The organism is Pontibacter flavimaris, from assembly GCF_001907195.1.
GTDB lineage: Bacteria > Bacteroidota > Bacteroidia > Cytophagales > Hymenobacteraceae > Pontibacter > Pontibacter flavimaris.
Window position 1 is genome coordinate 409,200 of the sequence record NZ_LVWA01000003.1, and the last position, 17,107, is coordinate 426,306.

General features: G+C 54.5%; 19 protein-coding genes. 9 read left to right on the forward strand and 10 right to left on the reverse strand.

Features of this window, described 5'->3' with window-relative positions:
- Positions 1–68: 68 nt before the first annotated feature.
- From A3841_RS03970 to A3841_RS03980, 3 genes are all read left to right on the forward strand, one after another.
- A complete protein-coding gene (locus tag A3841_RS03970; protein ID WP_073851003.1) occupies positions 69–728 on the forward strand; it encodes a protein-L-isoaspartate(D-aspartate) O-methyltransferase in 660 nt (219 codons plus the stop codon).
- A gap of 92 nt (positions 729–820) precedes the next feature.
- Positions 821–1,354 (forward strand): acyl-CoA thioesterase, encoded by a 534-nt coding sequence (locus A3841_RS03975; protein ID WP_073851004.1) that lies wholly within the window; start codon positions 821–823, stop codon positions 1,352–1,354.
- Positions 1,355–1,360: 6 nt separating this feature from the next.
- Positions 1,361–1,999 carry a hypothetical protein gene (locus A3841_RS03980; protein ID WP_073851005.1) on the forward strand — a complete coding sequence of 213 codons (639 nt, stop codon included), beginning with the start codon at positions 1,361–1,363 and terminating at the stop codon, positions 1,997–1,999.
- Between the two features lie 144 nt (positions 2,000–2,143).
- On the opposite strand, the gene A3841_RS03985 is transcribed toward A3841_RS03980, so the two are convergent.
- The 3 genes from A3841_RS03985 to alaS form a co-directional block, all read right to left on the reverse strand.
- A complete protein-coding gene (locus tag A3841_RS03985; RefSeq protein WP_073851006.1) occupies positions 2,144–3,268 on the reverse strand; it encodes a TlpA disulfide reductase family protein in 1,125 nt (374 codons plus the stop codon).
- An 11-nt stretch (positions 3,269–3,279) separates the two neighbouring features.
- Positions 3,280–4,737: an Asp-tRNA(Asn)/Glu-tRNA(Gln) amidotransferase subunit GatB gene (gene gatB / locus A3841_RS03990; protein WP_073851007.1), complete on the reverse strand. Its 1,458-nt coding sequence runs from the start codon at positions 4,735–4,737 to the stop codon at positions 3,280–3,282.
- A gap of 85 nt (positions 4,738–4,822) precedes the next feature.
- Positions 4,823–7,459, reverse strand: a complete 2,637-nt coding sequence (gene alaS / locus A3841_RS03995) for an alanine--tRNA ligase (protein WP_073851008.1) — start codon at positions 7,457–7,459, stop codon at positions 4,823–4,825.
- 201 nt (positions 7,460–7,660) lie between these two features.
- Here alaS and A3841_RS04000 point away from each other — a divergent pair, with 201 nt between their 5' ends.
- Positions 7,661–8,008 carry a MerR family transcriptional regulator gene (locus tag A3841_RS04000; RefSeq protein WP_073851009.1) on the forward strand — a complete coding sequence of 116 codons (348 nt, stop codon included), beginning with the start codon at positions 7,661–7,663 and terminating at the stop codon, positions 8,006–8,008.
- Between the two features lie 21 nt (positions 8,009–8,029).
- Positions 8,030–9,151 carry a DNA-processing protein DprA gene (gene dprA / locus A3841_RS04005; protein ID WP_073851010.1) on the forward strand — a complete coding sequence of 374 codons (1,122 nt, stop codon included), beginning with the start codon at positions 8,030–8,032 and terminating at the stop codon, positions 9,149–9,151.
- A gap of 84 nt (positions 9,152–9,235) precedes the next feature.
- Here dprA and A3841_RS04010 read toward each other — a convergent pair whose 3' ends face one another.
- The 3 genes from A3841_RS04010 to A3841_RS04020 all read right to left on the reverse strand — a co-directional run bounded on the left by A3841_RS04010 (position 9,236) and on the right by A3841_RS04020 (position 11,623).
- Complete coding sequence (locus A3841_RS04010) at positions 9,236–10,162, reverse strand: ketopantoate reductase family protein (protein ID WP_073851011.1); 927 nt, start codon at positions 10,160–10,162, stop codon at positions 9,236–9,238.
- Positions 10,163–10,167: 5 nt separating this feature from the next.
- Entirely contained in the window at positions 10,168–11,166 is a 999-nt protein-coding gene (locus A3841_RS04015) for a cation diffusion facilitator family transporter (protein ID WP_235861289.1), read from the reverse strand.
- Between the two features lie 157 nt (positions 11,167–11,323).
- Positions 11,324–11,623, reverse strand: a complete 300-nt coding sequence (locus A3841_RS04020) for a GIY-YIG nuclease family protein (RefSeq protein ID WP_073851012.1) — start codon at positions 11,621–11,623, stop codon at positions 11,324–11,326.
- A 181-nt stretch (positions 11,624–11,804) separates the two neighbouring features.
- Between A3841_RS04020 and A3841_RS04025 the strand changes: the two genes are divergently transcribed.
- Positions 11,805–12,221 carry a hypothetical protein gene (locus A3841_RS04025; RefSeq protein ID WP_073851013.1) on the forward strand — a complete coding sequence of 139 codons (417 nt, stop codon included), beginning with the start codon at positions 11,805–11,807 and terminating at the stop codon, positions 12,219–12,221.
- 16 nt (positions 12,222–12,237) lie between these two features.
- Positions 12,238–12,498, forward strand: coding sequence for a hypothetical protein (locus tag A3841_RS04030; protein WP_073851014.1), 261 nt, complete (start codon positions 12,238–12,240; stop codon positions 12,496–12,498).
- A 2-nt stretch (positions 12,499–12,500) separates the two neighbouring features.
- Here the strand turns inward: A3841_RS04030 and A3841_RS04035 are convergent, their stop codons facing one another.
- A complete protein-coding gene (locus A3841_RS04035) occupies positions 12,501–12,701 on the reverse strand; it encodes a hypothetical protein (RefSeq protein ID WP_073851015.1) in 201 nt (66 codons plus the stop codon).
- Between the two features lie 179 nt (positions 12,702–12,880).
- On the opposite strand from A3841_RS04035, the gene A3841_RS04040 reads away from it, so the two are divergent.
- Positions 12,881–13,630 carry a pseudouridine synthase gene (locus A3841_RS04040; protein ID WP_073851213.1) on the forward strand — a complete coding sequence of 250 codons (750 nt, stop codon included), beginning with the start codon at positions 12,881–12,883 and terminating at the stop codon, positions 13,628–13,630.
- On the opposite strand, the gene A3841_RS04045 is transcribed toward A3841_RS04040, so the two are convergent.
- Positions 13,617–13,967: a hypothetical protein gene (locus A3841_RS04045; protein ID WP_073851016.1), complete on the reverse strand. Its 351-nt coding sequence runs from the start codon at positions 13,965–13,967 to the stop codon at positions 13,617–13,619. The two genes, A3841_RS04040 and A3841_RS04045, sit on opposite strands and share 14 nt — an antisense overlap.
- Before the next feature lie 41 nt (positions 13,968–14,008).
- The gene (locus A3841_RS04050) at positions 14,009–14,938 is read right to left on the reverse strand and encodes a DnaJ C-terminal domain-containing protein (protein WP_073851017.1); all 930 of its coding nucleotides are present in this window, start codon (positions 14,936–14,938) and stop codon (positions 14,009–14,011) included.
- 205 nt (positions 14,939–15,143) lie between these two features.
- Here A3841_RS04050 and A3841_RS04055 point away from each other — a divergent pair, with 205 nt between their 5' ends.
- The gene (locus tag A3841_RS04055; RefSeq protein WP_073851018.1) at positions 15,144–16,232 is read left to right on the forward strand and encodes a PAS domain-containing sensor histidine kinase; all 1,089 of its coding nucleotides are present in this window, start codon (positions 15,144–15,146) and stop codon (positions 16,230–16,232) included.
- A gap of 138 nt (positions 16,233–16,370) precedes the next feature.
- Here A3841_RS04055 and A3841_RS20780 read toward each other — a convergent pair whose 3' ends face one another.
- Positions 16,371–16,880 carry a YqaE/Pmp3 family membrane protein gene (locus A3841_RS20780; RefSeq protein WP_317042473.1) on the reverse strand — a complete coding sequence of 170 codons (510 nt, stop codon included), beginning with the start codon at positions 16,878–16,880 and terminating at the stop codon, positions 16,371–16,373.
- Positions 16,881–17,107: the final 227 nt, after the last annotated feature.

A 17,107-nucleotide genomic window follows, 5' to 3' on the forward strand; every position in this document is an offset into this window, starting at 1 on the left:
TTATTTTCGCAAACCTGCCTCATTCGGGGGCGGTACGGCTACCTTAAAGAACATTAGATTACAAGATCATGCAAACCGACTCGTACAGGCACAAAGGCATGCGCCGGGCTTTGGTAAAACAGCTTCGCGATAAAGGCATCAGCGATGAGCGCGTGCTGGCTGCCATCGAGTCTGTACCACGTCACTTCTTCTTCGACAAAGCGTTTCTGGAGCAGGCTTACCAGGACAAGGCTTTCCCGATCGGGGAAGGGCAAACGATCTCGCAGCCGTATACCGTCGCGTTTCAGAGTGAGCTGCTGCGGCTAAAGCCAACCGACAAGGTACTGGAGATCGGCACCGGCTCCGGCTACCAGTGCACCGTCCTGCTGCAACTCACGCCAAACGTTTACACTATTGAGTATAACAGGCCACTGTACGAAAAGGCCCGCCTGTTCTTCCGCAAGCACGGTCTTAAACCCCATACCTTCCATGGCGATGGCTCCCTGGGCCTGCCCGCCCACGCCCCTTTCGATAAGATCATCGTGACGGCTGGTGCGCCGGTGGTACCCAAGGAATTGCTGCGCCAGCTGAAGGTAGGCGGCATTCTGGTGATACCTGTGGGGGATGAAAAATCGCAAAAGATGCTGCGCATCACGCGGGTGGAGGAAAACGAGTTCACCAAGGAATCCTTCAGTGACTTTAAGTTTGTGCCGCTGCTGGGCCGCTCTGGCTGGAGCGGAGGCGAGTAGTACGGCCGCTTTATACTTGGTGCGGCCCCTGAAGTAGATTTTATCCTTTGGCACCGGCGCCTTATCTTTGCCCCATCAAACAACAATCTGGAATGCGTAAACAAAAAAAAGTATCTGACTCCTACGTCATCATGACCGAACTGGTGTTACCCAACGACACCAACACCCTGCACAACCTGATGGGCGGCCGCATGATGCATTGGATGGACATTGTATCGGCCATTGCGGCGCAGAAACACTCCAACCGCATTGTGGTTACAGCTTCGGTGGATAATGTATCTTTTGCCGAAAGTATACGGCTGGGCAATGTGGTCACACTGGAGGCAAAAGTAACCCGCGCCTTCAACTCCTCCATGGAAGTGCACATCGTGGTGTATGCCGAGGACATTCCAAGCGGCAAGAAGGTGATGTCGAACCAGGCCTTCTTTACCTTTGTGGCGGTAGACCAGCTGGGCAATCCCATCGACGTGCCGGAGGCCCTACCCGAGACAGAGGAGGAAGTACGGCTCTACAACGAGGCCCTGCGCCGCCGCCAGCTGCGCCTGGTGCTGGCCGGACGCATGAAGCCAAGCGAGGCGACAGAACTGCGCTCCATTTTCAATATCAAAGAAGACACGAACGACTAAGTATACATGGCAGGTTTACAGGCAGCTATCAGCAGTGAGTTTCTCAAAAACTTTATCCCCGAAACCATTTTTTTAGTGGAGGGAGACAATGCTGTGCCTGCTCCCCTGGCACCCGAGCCTGCAGAGGCGCAGGAAGCTAAAGCCGTAGAGGTGGAGGCGACGTCGCCGGCAACTATAGCTGCCCCTGTACCCGCTAATCAGGTGGTGCATGAGCTGCCAAAGATCCCGAAAAAGGAGGCCGCGCCGCTGCCACAGAAGTATAAAATAAGCGGGCAGAACCAGAAGGGGGTGGTTATTCTGGTCACGATTCCGGATGCCGAGTTCACCCAGCTGCCGCAGCTGCAGTTCCTGCAGAAGATTCTCTCGGCCATTGGCCTGAAGCCCGCGGATGTGGCTTATGTGAATAACGTGTCCGGGGAGTTGGCGCTGTTCGAAGAGCTGCAGCGGGAGCTGCCGGTAAATTACATCATCAGCTTTGCCAGCCGCATCGAAACCGCGCTGCCCCACGAGAAGTTCACGCTCTACAACCCGATAACGGTAGGCAAGGTGCCCGTTGTTTTCTCGCAGGCGCTTAGCATGCTGGAGCATAACGTAGAGCACAAAAAGCTGCTGTGGTCCGCGCTGCAGAAGACTTTTAACCTATAGCTTTCCAAGCGGCAAGTATACTTCAGGGTTCATACTTCAAAGTATAAAGTATAAAACAGAGCGGCCTTCCAAAGTATGGAAGGCCGCTCCTTTTATGAGTTAATTATATTATTTAAGAGAGTAAAACTCTCCCTGATAAGGATCTTAATTTTGAGACAGGAGCTCCTCTAATTTTTGCTCCAATGCCTCTCCCCTCAAACCTTTGGCCACAATCTTTCCTTCCGGATCAAGCAGCACCGTTTGCGGGATAGCCGTTACGTTGTACAGACCGGCGGCGGTACTCTCCCACCCTTTCAGGTCCGATACCTGCGGCCAGGTAAGTTTGTCTTTCTCAATGGCAGCCAGCCACTTCTCCTCCGACTGGTCGAGCGACACGCCGAAGATCTCGAAGCCTTTACCCTTGTCCTTCAGCTTGTTGTACATCCGCACCACGTTCGGGTTCTCCTGGCGGCATGGTCCGCACCAACTGGCCCAAAAGTCGATCAACACATACTTGCCGCGCAGCGAGGAGAGCGACTTGGTGCTGCCGTCCGGGCTGGGAAGCGTGATATCCGGCGCGAGCTGGCCGACGGCTGTGCTGCGGTGTGGCTTCAGGCGCTCGTTTACCATGGCGGTATACTTTGAGTTCGGGATGTGCTGGTTGTACAGCGTGGCCATACTATCGGCAAAGGCAAAATCATTGATCGGGTCTACTAAGCTAGCCGTTCCGAACGCGGAAACCACAGATTTAGGATGCTGCGCGATAAAGGCCTTGATGTTGTCCTGCTGCTTGAAGAACTCTGCGCGCAGGCGCTCGCCTTCCTCCGTGTTGCCCTCCTGCATGGCTTTGGCAAATTGCTGCTCCAACTCCGACTGCTTCTGGCGGGTTTCGTTCACCAGTTTGTTCAGCTCTATAAACAGATTCGACTCCTCAGATCCCTCTACTTTTGCCGTGCCGTTCAAATCCTTGGCATCGGCCTCCACCTCAATCTTGCCTTCCTCCAGCACCAGCATCAACCCGTTCTGCTGGTCCAGCGCAATGCGGTAGAAAGTTGGTTCTTCCACCGTGCCCGAGAAGGTAAAGGTGCCTTCGTTGCTTAGTTCGGCGGTATCGCGTGGCTCAAAGCTCTGCTCCCCCAACTCAAAAAGGTATATTTGCCCGGGTGTGGCGTTGTTGAGCTTGCCCTGTATGGTATAACTGCCCTCGCCGTTGGTGGCGGGCTTGTTTCCCTGGCAGCTGGCAAGTATAACAGCAGCGGAAGCTACTGCCAACATGTTCTTTAACTTCATGGTTAGCTATTTTAGGCGTTCAGTTTCTCTCTTAACAATTGGTTGGTCACTTTCGGATCGGCCTTTCCCTTGGTCTTTTTCATGATCTCCCCCATAAACATCCCGATCAGCGACTGCTTGCCGGCCTTGTACTCCTCCACTTTGGCGGGGTTCTCGGCCAGCACCTGCTGCACGATTTGCGCTAGTTCGTCGGAATCGGACTCCTGGAGCAGGTTCTGCTCCTCGGCCACGCGTGTTGCGGTGTAGTCCGGGTGCTCCAGCATGTAAGGGAAAATCATCTTAGAAGCGACCGAGTGACTCACCTTGTTCTCATCTACTAAAGCAATAAGCTCCGCGATTTGTTCAGGCTTCAGCGGGAAGTTGCTGATGTGCAGTTGCAGCTCGTTCAAGTATGATTTCACCGGGCCCATCACCCAGTTAGAGGCCGCCTTGTAGTTTTTGGTGTGCTTGGCCAGCTGCTCAAAGTATAAAGCAATCTCCTTGGCATCCGTTAGCACGGCAGCATCATACTCCGGAAGGTTAAATTCCTCCACAAAGCGCTTGTACAACTCCTGCGGCAGGCTTGGCATCGCAGCCTTTACCGACTCCAGCCACTCCTGCTCAATAACCAGCGGTGGCAGGTCCGGCTCCGGGAAGTAACGGTAATCGTTCAGCGTTTCCTTGGAGCGCATGGCTGTGGTAGAGCCGGTATTGGCGTCGAAGTTGCGTGTTTCGCCCTCTACCTTGCCGCCGTTCTCCAGCACCAGGATCTGGCGCTCGATCTCGTGTTCAATGGCACGCTGCACGTTGCGGAAGGAGTTCATGTTCTTCACCTCCACCTTGGTTCCCCAAAGTGGTGAGTCCTTCAGCATCACCGAGATGTTAGCGTCGCATCGCAGCGAGCCTTCCTCCATGTTGCCGTCGCAGATATCCAGGTAACGCACCAGGCGCTTGATTTCAATCAGGTAGTTATAGGCTTCCTCCGAATCACGGATATCCGGCTCCGACACGATCTCGATCAGCGGCACGCCGGCACGGTTAAAGTCCACCAGCGTCTCCACCTCGCCCGGCAGGTGCATCGACTTACCGGCGTCTTCCTCCATGTGGATGCGCGTGATACCGATCTTTTTCTCCTCGCCGGCAGCATCTTTAATTAAGAGGTGGCCGTGGGTACAAATCGGGGTTTTGTCCTGCGTGATCTGGTAGCCCTTCGGAAGGTCGGGGTAGAAATAATTTTTGCGGGCGTACACGTTATACTTTGTGATCTCGCAGTTGGTGGCCAGGCCCATTTTCACGGCCATCTCCACCAGGCGTTTGTTCACACGTGGCAAAGTGCCCGGGTGGCCGAGCGTAATCTCGCTCAGGTTGGTGTTGGGCAGCATGCCATACTCTGTCGAGTCGGAGGAGTAGGCTTTGCTCTCGGTGAGCAACTGTGCGTGCACCTCTAAACCAATGATGGCTTGATACTTATCTCTTATCGCTTTATCCATTTGTTTAATGATTAATGATGAGTGACTAATGAATATCTTTTTGACGTTCATTATACATTTATCATTATTAATTAATCATTACTACTTATCCATTAATAATTGACTTGATCAGTTCCACTGCCTTGGCAGGCACCGCATCCAGACCAGCAGTATCTTTACCGCCCGCCGTGGCATAGAAGGGCTGTCCGCCGCCGCCGCCTTTGATTTCCTTGGCCAGTTCACGAACAAGCTGGCTGGCGTTCAAGTTTTTCTCCTGCACCAGGTTATCCGACAGCATCACCGCAATCTGCGGCTTGCCATCGATCTCGGCAGCAAGTATGAGCACCAGGTTGTCCACTACCTGCCGCATATCAAAAGCCAGCTTCTTCAGGTAATCGGCAGAGCTCAGGTCAACGCGCTCAGTGATCAGGTTAACGCCATCCAGCTGTTGCGATTTTTGTGCCAGCGTATCTTTCAGGCTGCTCAGCTGCTTCAATTCAAATTGCTCCAGCTGCTTCTGCAGAACCTTCAGGTCGTCCTGCATTTTTTGCACGGCCCCCGATACGTTACTCTGGGTGTTTAGCACCTCGCGCACAGCGTTTAGCTCATTCAGTTGCTGCTGCATGTACTCTTCTGCGCCTTCAGCCGTAATAGCCTCGATGCGTCGCACGCCGGCAGCCACAGAGCTTTCAGAGATGATCTTGAAATAGCCGATGTTGCCGGTGTTGTGCACGTGCGTGCCGCCGCAGAGCTCTACCGAGTAATCGCTGCCAAAGGTGATCACGCGCACAAAGTCGCCATACTTCTCGCCAAACAAGGCAGTGGCTCCCATACCTTTTGCTTCGTCGATCGGCACGTTGCGGCGCTCGTCCAGCGGAATGGACTGGCGCACGCGCTCATTCACGATGTGCTCGATCTCGCGCAGCTCGGCTTCCTCTACCTTGGCAAAGTGCGAGAAGTCAAAACGGAGGATTTTCTCGTTTACCAAGGAGCCACGCTGCTGCACGTGGTCGCCTAAAACTTTTCTTAAAGCGGAGTGCAGCAAGTGCGTAGCCGAGTGGTTCTTACGGATCATGTTGCGGCGCTCCGCATCGATCTCCGCCCGGAAGCCAGCCTCCACGTGCTGCGGCAGTTTGCTGGTGATGTGAAGTATAAGATCGTTCTCTTTCTTCGTGTCCAGCACCTCCACGCGCTCGCCGTCAGCCACTAAAAAGCCCACGTCGCCTACCTGGCCGCCGCTTTCGGCGTAGAATGGCGTTTTGTCGAGCACCAGGTGGTACTCGCTCTTGTTCTTGGCTTTTACCTGACGGTAGCGCACGATATGTGAGTCGGTCGTGTCGCAGTCATAGCCAACAAACTCGTTCACCACATCCGGCTGAAGTATAACCCAATCGCTTTGCTCAGTGGCAGAGGCGTTGCGGGAGCGGTTTTTCTGCTGCTCCATCTCCACTCCGAATCCCTGCTCATCTACTTTCAAACCCTTCTCGCGGGCGATCAGGGCGGTCAGGTCCAGCGGGAAGCCGAAGGTATCGTATAGTTCGAAGGCGGTTTTGCCGTCGATAGTGTTGTTGTGCTGCTTAAAAGTATCCTCCAGCGCGTCCAGACGTTTCAGGCCGTTTTCCAGCGTGCGCAGGAAGGCGTTCTCCTCCTCTTCGATCACGCGCTGCACAAAGCCCAGCTGCTGCTTCAGTTCCGGGAATACATGCGCGGTCTGCTCTGCCAGCACCTCCGTCAACTTGTAGAGGAAGGGCTTCTTGAAATCCAGGAAGGTGAAGCCATAGCGCACGGCACGGCGCAGGATGCGGCGAATCACATAACCCGCCTTGTTGTTAGACGGCAGCTGCCCATCGGAAATGGTAAAGGAAATAGCGCGGATATGGTCGGCAATTACCCGTATGGCAACGTCTGTTTTCTCATCCTGGCCATAGGTCACACCGGCTTCTTTGGCGATGAACTGGATCAGGGGCTGGAATACGTCCGTATCGTAGTTGGAGCGCTTGCCCTGGATAGCCATGCACAGACGCTCAAAGCCCATGCCGGTATCCACGTGCTGTGCAGGCAGTTTTACAAGCGACCCGTCGGCCAGGCGGTTGAACTCCATGAACACGTTGTTCCAGATCTCCACCACCTGCGGATGATCGGCATTCACCAGCGTTTTGCCATCCACCTGCGCGCGCTCCTCGTCTGTACGCAGATCGATGTGGATCTCGGAGCAGGGACCGCACGGGCCGGTGTCGCCCATCTCCCAGAAGTTGTCCTTCTTGTTGCCCATCAGGATGCGTTCTTCCGCTATCATGGACTTCCAGATATTGTAGGCATCCTGGTCCATCGGCAGGTTTTCCGACTTATCCCCCTCAAAAACCGAAACATAGAGTCTGTCCTTCGACAGTTGGTATACTTCCGTCAGCAGCTCCCAGGACCACTCGAGCGCCTCTTTTTTGAAGTAGTCGCCAAAGGACCAGTTGCCCAGCATCTCGAACATGGTGTGGTGGTAGGTATCGTAGCCCACCTCTTCCAGGTCGTTGTGCTTGCCACTCACCCGGAGGCACTTCTGCGTATCGGCCACACGCTTGTAAGGCGCAGGCTTATTGCCCAGAAAGTAATCTTTAAAGGGTGCCATGCCCGAGTTGATAAACATCAGGGTTGGGTCATCCTTTACCACAATGGGCGCAGAAGGCACGATCTGGTGCTGTTTGGAAGCAAAGAAGTCCAGGAACTTTTGTCTAATCTCAGCTGAGTTCATGTATGAGTGTTAAGCCTTTAGATACTAAGTGCTATACTTGTTGTTTAAGAGCGAAAAATATCTAATTTTTGCCAAACCTTAATCCCGCTCAAACGGCGGTTACCAACAAGCGCAATATGGGCAAAAGTAGCATATTTAGCGGTAATCAGGAACTGTTGCACAAAAATTACGCCCGCTTTGCCCGATAAACCATACAGGATTATGCCATACAAGGAAAAAGAGATAGAGAAGCAGTACTATACCATCGGCGAGGTAGCCGCCATGTTCGACGTAGCCCCCTCCCTCATCCGGTTTTGGGAGACGGAGTTTGAGCAGCTGAAGCCGAAGAAGAACAAGAAAGGCAACCGCCAGTACACGCAGAAGGACATCGAGACGCTGCGTACCGTGTACCACTTGGTAAAGGAGCGCGGCTATACCATACAGGGGGCCCGCGAGGTGATGAAGAACAAGCCCGTGCAGGCCAAGGACAAAATGGAGATTGTGGAATCGCTGGAAAAGGTGAAGGCTTTTCTGCAGGGCATAAAGGAGCAACTGAACACCAAAGCCTAAAAGCTGCGTAGTTCTTTACCTATGGTGGAAGAACAGAATATCTACGAGGTTGCCATAACACGCATGCCGGGCGTGGGGGCGCAGCTTACGCGCCTGCTGGTAAGTTACTGCGGCTCGCCCAAGGCTGTGTTTGAGGCAATTCCGGCCAAGCTGCTCAGGATTCCCGGCGTCGGGCCCAAACTGATCCAGAACATGAAGGAAAATGCCCGGAGCAACTTGCTGCAGGCGGAGGAATGGGTGAAACGTGCCGCTGAGGAGGAGGTACAACTGCTGTTTTATACTTCGCCCAGGTTCCCGGACCGGCTCAAGCAGATACCGGATGCGCCCACGCTTTTATACTTCCGGGGCAATGCCAACCTCAACCAGCGCCGCATCATCAGCATGGTAGGCACCAGGCAGATAACCACTTACGGCCAAACGGTAACGGAGCGTATTGTGGAAGAGCTGAAGCCCTATAACGCCATGATCGTGAGCGGGCTGGCCTATGGCGTGGACATTGTGGCGCACCGGGCGGCGCTGCAGGCCGGGTTGCCCACTATCGGCGTGATGGCCAGCGGCCCCGAGACCGTTTACCCGGCCGTGCACCGCAAGTACGCCGAGCGGATGCTTACGCAGGGTGGCTTGCTGACGGAGAATCCCTTTGGCACCAGGCCCGATGCGCCGCGCTTCCCGGCCCGCAACCGCATCATCGCCGGCATGAGCGACTGCACCATTGTAGTGGAAGCGGCCATGAAAAGCGGCACCCTCATCACCGCTGATATCGCCCATAGTTATGACAAGGAAGTGATGGCCGTGCCCGGCAACATCACCTCCCCTGTCTCGGAAGGCACCAACCACCTGATCAAGTCATTAAAAGCGGTGGCTTATACTTCGGTGCAGGACCTGGTAGAGTTGCTGAACTGGGATCTGGAGGACGAAGCCGCACAGAAAAAGAAAGCCTCCGCTGCTGCTTTTGATCCCGCTGAGTTTAATGAAGATGAGTTGAAGGTACTGCAGGTGCTGCAGCAGCGCCGCGAGGAGCACATGGATAACCTGAGCTGGAAGGCGCAGGTGCCCATAAGCCTGTTAGCCTCCATACTTTTAGGGCTGGAGTTTAAAGGAATGGTGAAAGCCCTGCCGGGTAAAAGGTTTATACTTATTTAATTGGTAATTGTTGATTGCTGCTTGTTATTGATAGTCATAACCCTCGCTCCTCCTAGCGAGCAAGTACAATTAGCAATGTAACAATCAACCTTTCAACGCCTGGTATACTTGCTGATACATCGGCACCGCCACGTTATACTTATCCGCCTCGCGCACAATGTAGCCGGTCAGGTTTTCCAGCTCCGTGTTGTTGCCGTTTGCAAAATCGCGCTCCATCGAGGAAGTGACATGCCGCTGCATCCGCTCCACCACATCCAGGTTCCGCGCCACGATATCGCCGGGCAATTCTATGCCCCTGGCTTTTGATACCTGCACCAGTTCCAGCATTAGCTGCTGCAGCTGCTCCTGCAAGGCTGGTTGGTCCATAATCTGCCCCATAGTCTGGTGGGTGAGCGACGTGAGGCTGGCCACCGGCGAGATGAAGGAGAACTTCTCCCATACTTTCACCTCAGCCTCCTGCTCATACTGCTCGTGGTTAATGCCGGCCTCGTCGAAAAGCGATTTTATACGTTCGAGCTTATCCTGCGGTGAATCCGGGCTGCCCCAGATCAGGCGGTTATACTTTCCCTGCACCTGCACCACGCCGGGCGCCTTTATACTTGCTATGATGTACACGCAGCCCCACAGCACCTGCGCCTCCGGGAAGCGCCGCTGCAGGTACTCTATACTTTCCACGCCGTTTAGCAAAGGAAGTATAACCGTATCAGAGCTTATACTTTTGGCTAACTGCCCGGCCACCTGCTCCAGGCTGTAGCTCTTCACGCAGAAAAGTATCAGGTCCAGCTTCCCAAGCGGGGCAGGATCATCGGCTATTATACTTGGCCGTATTACTTGCGTCCCCTCCTCCAGTTCCAGTGTCAGGCCGCGCTGCGCTATCTTCTCTTTGTGCTCGCCTCTGGCTATAAATATCACTTCATACTTCTCATCAGTTGCAAAGCGCTGTGCCAGCATGCCGCCATAATATCCGCCCACGCCACCCATGCCTACAACGGCAATCCTATACTTTTCCATAGTCCCTAATCTAGTCCGTGCTTACGGTCTGCTATCACTTTCTCAAAATCCCACTCCACCCGCTCCTGGAATGGCTGCCGGCGCACGTCGCAATCCGCTTTGGTGCAGATGGCGCAGGAAGGCAGAATGCAGGGGTCGGTATGGATGAACAACTCAATGCTGGGGTCTATCTGCTCGCGCACGACTTTGCCCACGGCCTCTACCTCGTCGTGCGCCTGCTGCACGTTCAGGTACCAGGGTACTGTAAGGTGGCAATCGATGTGGAGGGTGGAGCCATACTTGATGACGCGCAGGTTGTGGATGTCGATCCAATTGGGGCGGCGGTTCTGGTTCAGCACCTGCACAATGCGCTGCAGCAGCTCGTAATCGGCTTCATCCATAATGCCGGCGATGGATGTGCGCAGGATACGGTAGCCGGTGAAGCCGATCATCAGCCCGAACAGGATCGCCACCGCACTATCGAGCCATACCATGCCGGTAAGGTAGATAAGCAGCAGGCCAATAAGAATACCCGCCGTGGAGTAGGCATCGGTTTTCAGGTGCTTGCCGCCCGAAGCCAGCACCAGCGAGTTATTTTGCAGGCCCTTCCGCTCCGTGATGTAGCCCACGGCATAGTTCACCACGCCAGAAGCAGCTATCAGCAGGATACCAATGTCAAGCTGATGCAGCGGCACCGGCTTGATGAGGTTAAGGATGGATTTGACGATGATGGCGCCACCGGCCACCAGAATAAGTGCCCCCTCCAGCGTGGCCGCCACAAACTCGATCTTGCCGTGGCCGTAGGGGTGGTTCTCATCGCGTGGGCGGGCGGAGAGCACCAGGCTGTAAAGCGAGAAAGCCCCAGCCACCACGTTGATGATCGACTCCAGCGCATCGGTCAGGATGGCGTTGGAATTGGTAAGTATAAAAGCCAGGAACTTGGCGGCCAGCAGCACCACTCCCACCAGCACCACAAACATCTGCAGCCGTATGTTCTCGCCCAGGCCCTGGATTATTTTTCTCAAGAGTGCGCTTGCTTTTTTATAAGGGTTGCCTGTGCCCCAAATGGCGGAGCTGCTGTAAAGGTATGCCTATAGGATGCCAATGCCAAATGGCAGGATTTATACTTTATAAGCTGTGTAAAGAATGGAACAAGCGCGCCTCACGGCGCTAAATGGCAGGTCAATCGTCGAGCGTGTCGCTCAGGTCCAGCCAGTTCGGGTTCATCGACTCGATCAGGTAAAAAGTGGCGTCCCGGCTCTCCCCCTTCAACTGCCGCTCCCTGTTCAGGGCCTCGTCCTCTACCTGGTAGTGCTCATAATACACCAGCTTGGCCGGAAGTGGCGCGGGGAGCGTGTCAGGCGCGGGAGCAGCCTTGGAGTGCGAGAGCTTTTGCAGGTCTCCTGCTACGCCTATTTCTACATTCTCGCGCGGCTGATAGCCGAATATGTATACAAAGTAATGTGGCTCCTGTGCTTGCATAACTGTACCTCCTTTCGAATTATCTATACGGTGCGCCGGCAGCAGCGTTCATGCCCAGGCAAGCTTTTCTGGCATCTGAATTACTAACACTACTCCGGCGGAATTCCTACAAGGGTATCCACTTCGGCGTGCCTTCCGTAAGATAGGAGTTAACCTTACCCTTGGGTAGCATTTTTAGCCTATGGAAATTCTTAAAAAGGACTTTGCAACCGTGACCGTTTTCCGGGATGAGAGCCTGCTGGAGGTAACCTGGCATCGCCAGACCTCCGACGAGGAGTTTAAGGAAGCTTTTTCCCTGAGCCTTCAAACCGCGTTGGTGGAAGAACTGCGTTATTTCCTATCGGATAACTCGGTGGGAATAAATCTGGCGATAGCCCTGCAGCATTGGGTATCGGCCTATTCCTCTGGCATCATCAGTAACCTGAAGATGGAGCGCTACGCACGCGTTGTGCCGCCTGACGCCTTCCAGGAGGTCGTTTCGTATAAGATGTATGACTGCATCAGCCAAACGGACCAGAACCAGCTGCAGTTTCGGGTGTTCTACAGCAAGGACGAAGCCTATAAATGGTTGTTGAATGGAGCGCGGCAGCGCGCTTAAACAGTAGATGCTACATATGTCCCTTAACCCAAAGCTGGAGAAGCTCTTAGAGAAAGTATACGAGCCAGGGCAGCGCTACGACCAGCAGTACGCCGGCAAGGACATCACTTACATCACCAACGAGCTGGGGGAGCCGGTAACGCTGTTTATCGGCAGGCGCAACGAGGACGGAAGTATAGCCGGGGAGCGCTACGTGCGCCGGATCGTGCGGCAGCCGCAGGGAAACAGCATCCTCAAAAGCCACTGGGAGAAGAAAGGCAGCGTTAGCCGCAGCTGACGCTAGAGCTCCTCCAGGTCAAAGTCCCTGCCTTTGCCATACTTCAGCAGGTCGTTGAGCAGGTACTTCTCCAGGGTCAGCAAATCTTTTACACGGTACTCGTTCTCCTCGGGCATGTCCACCACCTGAAATTCAAAGGTTTCCCCGTAGTTCGTTAGCCTGTACTTCTTGCCCCTGCGGAGATTGTCTATGGAAATGGCCATGTGCTGCTTTTTCTGCGAAATGTGATTCTGGCAAAGATACGAGCCGTGCCAGCAAATCCGTTACCGGTGTCAAAATAAACGGTTCCCGCCGCCACTTTATACTTTTAAAGTATAACCGATGTCGCCTAACCTCCACCATAAAGTATGGTTTGCCTATCTTTGCAGAAAAGAGACAGACGGTGCTAGAGATAATTTATGAGGATGCCCAGTATGTGGCCATCAACAAGCCGAACGGTTTGCTGGTGCACCGCACGCGCATAGCCGAGGAAAAGAAGGAGTTTGCCCTGCAGCTGCTGCGCGACCAGTTGGGCTACCACCTGTACCCGGTGCACCGCCTGGATCGGGGCACCTCCGGCGTGCTGCTCTTCGCCAAGACCCCGGAGGCGACAAAGCCGGTGGTGCAGGCTTTTGAGGCCCGCGAGCCCGACAAGACCTACTTTGCCATCGTGCGTGGCTGCACCCCCGAAGCCGCCACCATCGACAACCCCATCCGGCCCGACAAGGACCACCAGCATAAAGCGCCGCAGGACGCCGTAACGCACTACGAGCGACTGGCGACCGTTGAGCTGCCGATACCGGTGGGCCGCTACCCGTGCTCGCGCTATAGTTTGGTAAAGATCAAGCCGGAGACAGGCCGCATGCACCAGATACGCAAGCACTTTGCGCACATCCGGCACTATATTGTGGGTGATAAGCGCCATGGCGACTGGCGGCACAACAAGATGTTTCTGGAGGAGTTGGAGAGTCCCTACCTGCTGCTGCACGCTGCGGAGTTATGCTTCACGCATCCCTTCACAGGTGGGGAAGTATGTATAAAGGCACAGCTGCCGCAGAACACGCTGCGCCTCTGCCAGAAATTCGGCTGGACACAGGAGCTGGCAGCGCAGCAAACACTGCCGCAGCCGCTGCCCGGGTTTACTGATTGTTAAGGAAGCGGCGCACCATCTCCAGCTGCGTGCGGGCCACCAGGTCGTTTTTAGAATCGGCATTCAGCACCGTCAGCATGTAAGCCATCGGCGAGAGGCGCCAGTCCTGCACTACCTCCCCAGCCTGGGAGCGATACACCGGCTTGAAATTCTCGTTTAGGGGCAGGTGCATGCTGGTGCATACTTCGGTGGCGCGTCTTACGGCCTGGCTCAGCTCGTCCATACTTCCGCAGCCGCGCTGCTGCAGCAGGTCTGAGGCGTAGCAGGTCAACTCCTGGTCGGCAAGGCTGTCCAGGAAATTCTCGAGTGGGGTATAGGTGCGGGTTTGTTCAATGGTCATTAACATGGCAAAGTATGGCTAGGTAATTATACGCTATTAAATCAGGCTGCCTTGGCTTTCCGCAGGTCGCGGAGGCGCTCCAGCAAGTCGCGTTCCTCGGCGCTGAGGCTGGTTGGCAGGGTTACTTCTATTCTTACGTAAAGATCTCCGTGTTGGCTGGCATGCCCGTAGCGCGGCATGCCCTTGCCCCGCAGCCGCAGCGTTTTGCCGTTTTGGGTTCCCGCCGGGATCTTCAGCTTCAAAGCGCCGCTCATGGTGTTGACCTGGGCCTCGCCGCCAAGTATGGCCGTATACATATCCACCGGCAAGGTGGTGGTCAGGTCATCACCGTTGCGCTCGTAGCGCTGGTCGGGAAGCACCTGCACGTTAATGTACAGGTCGCCGGGCTCCCCTCCCGCCGGACCGGGTGCCCCCTTCCCCTTGATGCGCAGCACCTGCCCATCGGCCACGCCGGGCTTGGTGGTTATGCGGAGCTGCTGCTCGTTCACGTTCAGCAGACGGCTGGTGCCTGTGTAAGCCTCCTGCAGCGTAATCTCCATGTTGGCCTGGTAATCCTGCCCTTTGCGGGCACGCTGCTGGCCTCCAAAGCCGCCACGCGCACCGCCGCCGAAGAACTGCTCAAAGAAATCGGAGAAGCCGCCGCCTCCACCGCCACCGCCTCCGAACATGTCGCTGAAGTCGCCGCCCTGGAAGCCGCCGCCGGGACGCCCACCATATTGCTGGCCACCTGGCCCACCCTGCTGAAACTGCCGCCAATTGGACCCCAACTGGTCGTACTGCTTCCGCTTCTCTTCATCCCCCAGCACCTCATACGCCTCACTGATGTCCTTGAAACGCTCCTCTGCCTGCGGGTTGTCCTTGTTTTTGTCAGGGTGAAACTTCTTGGCCAGCGCACGGTAGGCTTTCTTTATTTCCGCCTGCGACGCGCTTTTCTGTACGCCCAGCATTTTATAGTAGTCCTTGTACTCCATATTGCTTTACAATTTCTATATCACACATCTGCTTTGCTGCAGGTAGTTCTCCTATACTTTGAACGGCGACAAAGTATGAACAAATGCAGGAGAAGCCTTGATAAGCTGATGCAAAAACACTAATCGCGTAGCACCCTGCTCATTCCATTCATACTTAAAACGTTATACCTGAAAACGCAGTAAAGGGGTGCAAACACACGCTAGAATGAACAACAGAATCCAAGTTGATATATTAGAAAAGCTGATCCACCAAACAAACAGAATCGTTTTTTCTTTTGATGTAGAGGCTGGCGCCATCACCTTCCTGAACAAGGCATTCAGCTACATCTGGCGGCGTACCCCGGAGAGTGTGTACAGCAATCCGGCTATTGTCCTCAACTCGGTTCACCCCGAGGATCAGGAGTTCCTGGTGAATGAGTTTCACGAACTGCTGCAGGGAATCATCAAAAACAGCCTTGATTTCAGGATTATACTTCCGGACAGATCTGTAAAGTGGCTACAGTTGTTCCCTGAGCTGTTGGTGGCTGGGGATGGGAAAAGACACATAGCGGGCTTTCTGGATGACATAACATTATCCCAGGAGAACTCAGGAACGCTGGAGAAGTACGCGGCCAAGAAAAACTCGGTTCTGGAGATCCTGTCGCACGACCTGGCGGGCCCGCTGGCTAACATACAGGCCCTTGCCGACGTGCTCGCGGAGAGTACAGGCAGGTATGGCAATGCCGAGGTGAGCAAGGTGATCCGCATCATCCGGGAGAGCAGCGAGCGAAGCGTGCGCCTGATCCGTGAGTTCGTGCAGCAGGAGTTCCTGGAGTCTTCCCATGCCGGGCTGCAAAGGAGAAGGGTGAACCTCGTTTCCAAGATAGAAAACATCATTGAGCAGTACAAGGAGGGAGAGGACCACATCCAGAAGGACATCCGGTTCACCTACTCTGGCACCAGTTTTTATGCCTTTATAGACGAGAACAAGTTTATGCAGGTCATCAACAACCTGTTCTCCAACGCCATCAAATTTACGCCCGACAACGGCGTGATCGAGATTAATCTCCGCGATGAAAAAGACACGATACTGGTAACTGTGAAGGATAACGGCATCGGTATACCCAAGCACTTCCACGCCGAGCTGTTCGACAAGTTTACCATGGCTCGCCGCGAAGGGCTCCGCGGGGAGCCATCCACGGGCCTGGGCATGTCCATTATCAAAACGATCGTGGAGTGGCACAACGGCCGCATCTGGTTTGAGAGCAAGGAAAACGTGGGCACAACTTTCTTCATCGAGCTGCCCAAGGACTAAACCGACACTATCCGAGTTGGGTTATACTTGCATCAGCCTCTGCACCCGCCTGCCATTTTATACTTTGCAATAAAGTATGGGCAAAAAAAGAAGCACCACTTGCGTGGTGCTTCTCCTGTTTATAGTCCTTCTTGTGCGCTAGATCGTGTCGGTTACTACCAGTAAGGCGTGGATGACACCCGGCAGGAAGAACAGCAGCGTCAGGATAATGTTGATCCAGAACGAGGTGCCGATGCCGTCGTGCAGGAACACGGCCAGCGGCGGAAGTATGATGGCAAGTATGATCTCCACCACCGAGGTGCGAGATCCGCCCTGGCGCATCATCTCCTTCATTTCCATCTTCAGTTCCTTTTTCTCGGCCTTGGTCATTTCGGCCAGTCGCTCTTTGGCCATGGCCAGGGCCTCGGCCTCTCCCACGGTCATCTCGCGCGGTTCCAGCTTCACCTCTTCCTTCACGGCAGGGGTCTCCACCACGGCCGCCGACTTGCGCGGGGCTACCGCAGGGGCAGCTTTGGTGGTCGCCTCAAACACGGGTTCAGGCGCGGCGGCTTCTTTCTCTTCATTTGCGGCCAGGGCAATCTCAGCAACAGTTGGCGTCAGGTCCTCCACCGCTGCCACTTCCGGCGCCGGGGCTGGTTTCTCTTTCACCGTGTTGTAGGCCTCAGGTTTGCTTGGAGAAAACTTATAGTATTCTGCTGAGCTACAGGAAAACAGGAATTGCCCTAATGCCAGTACCACAACCAAGTGAAGTAAATTCTTAATTCTCATAGTCTTACTTTTAAAGTTAACGATTCGTGTCAAAAAACTTCTCGTGCAGGAGCATGCACGGGTTGTTTTTAATTTGAATACTACAAATGAAGATATTTTGTTTTCCT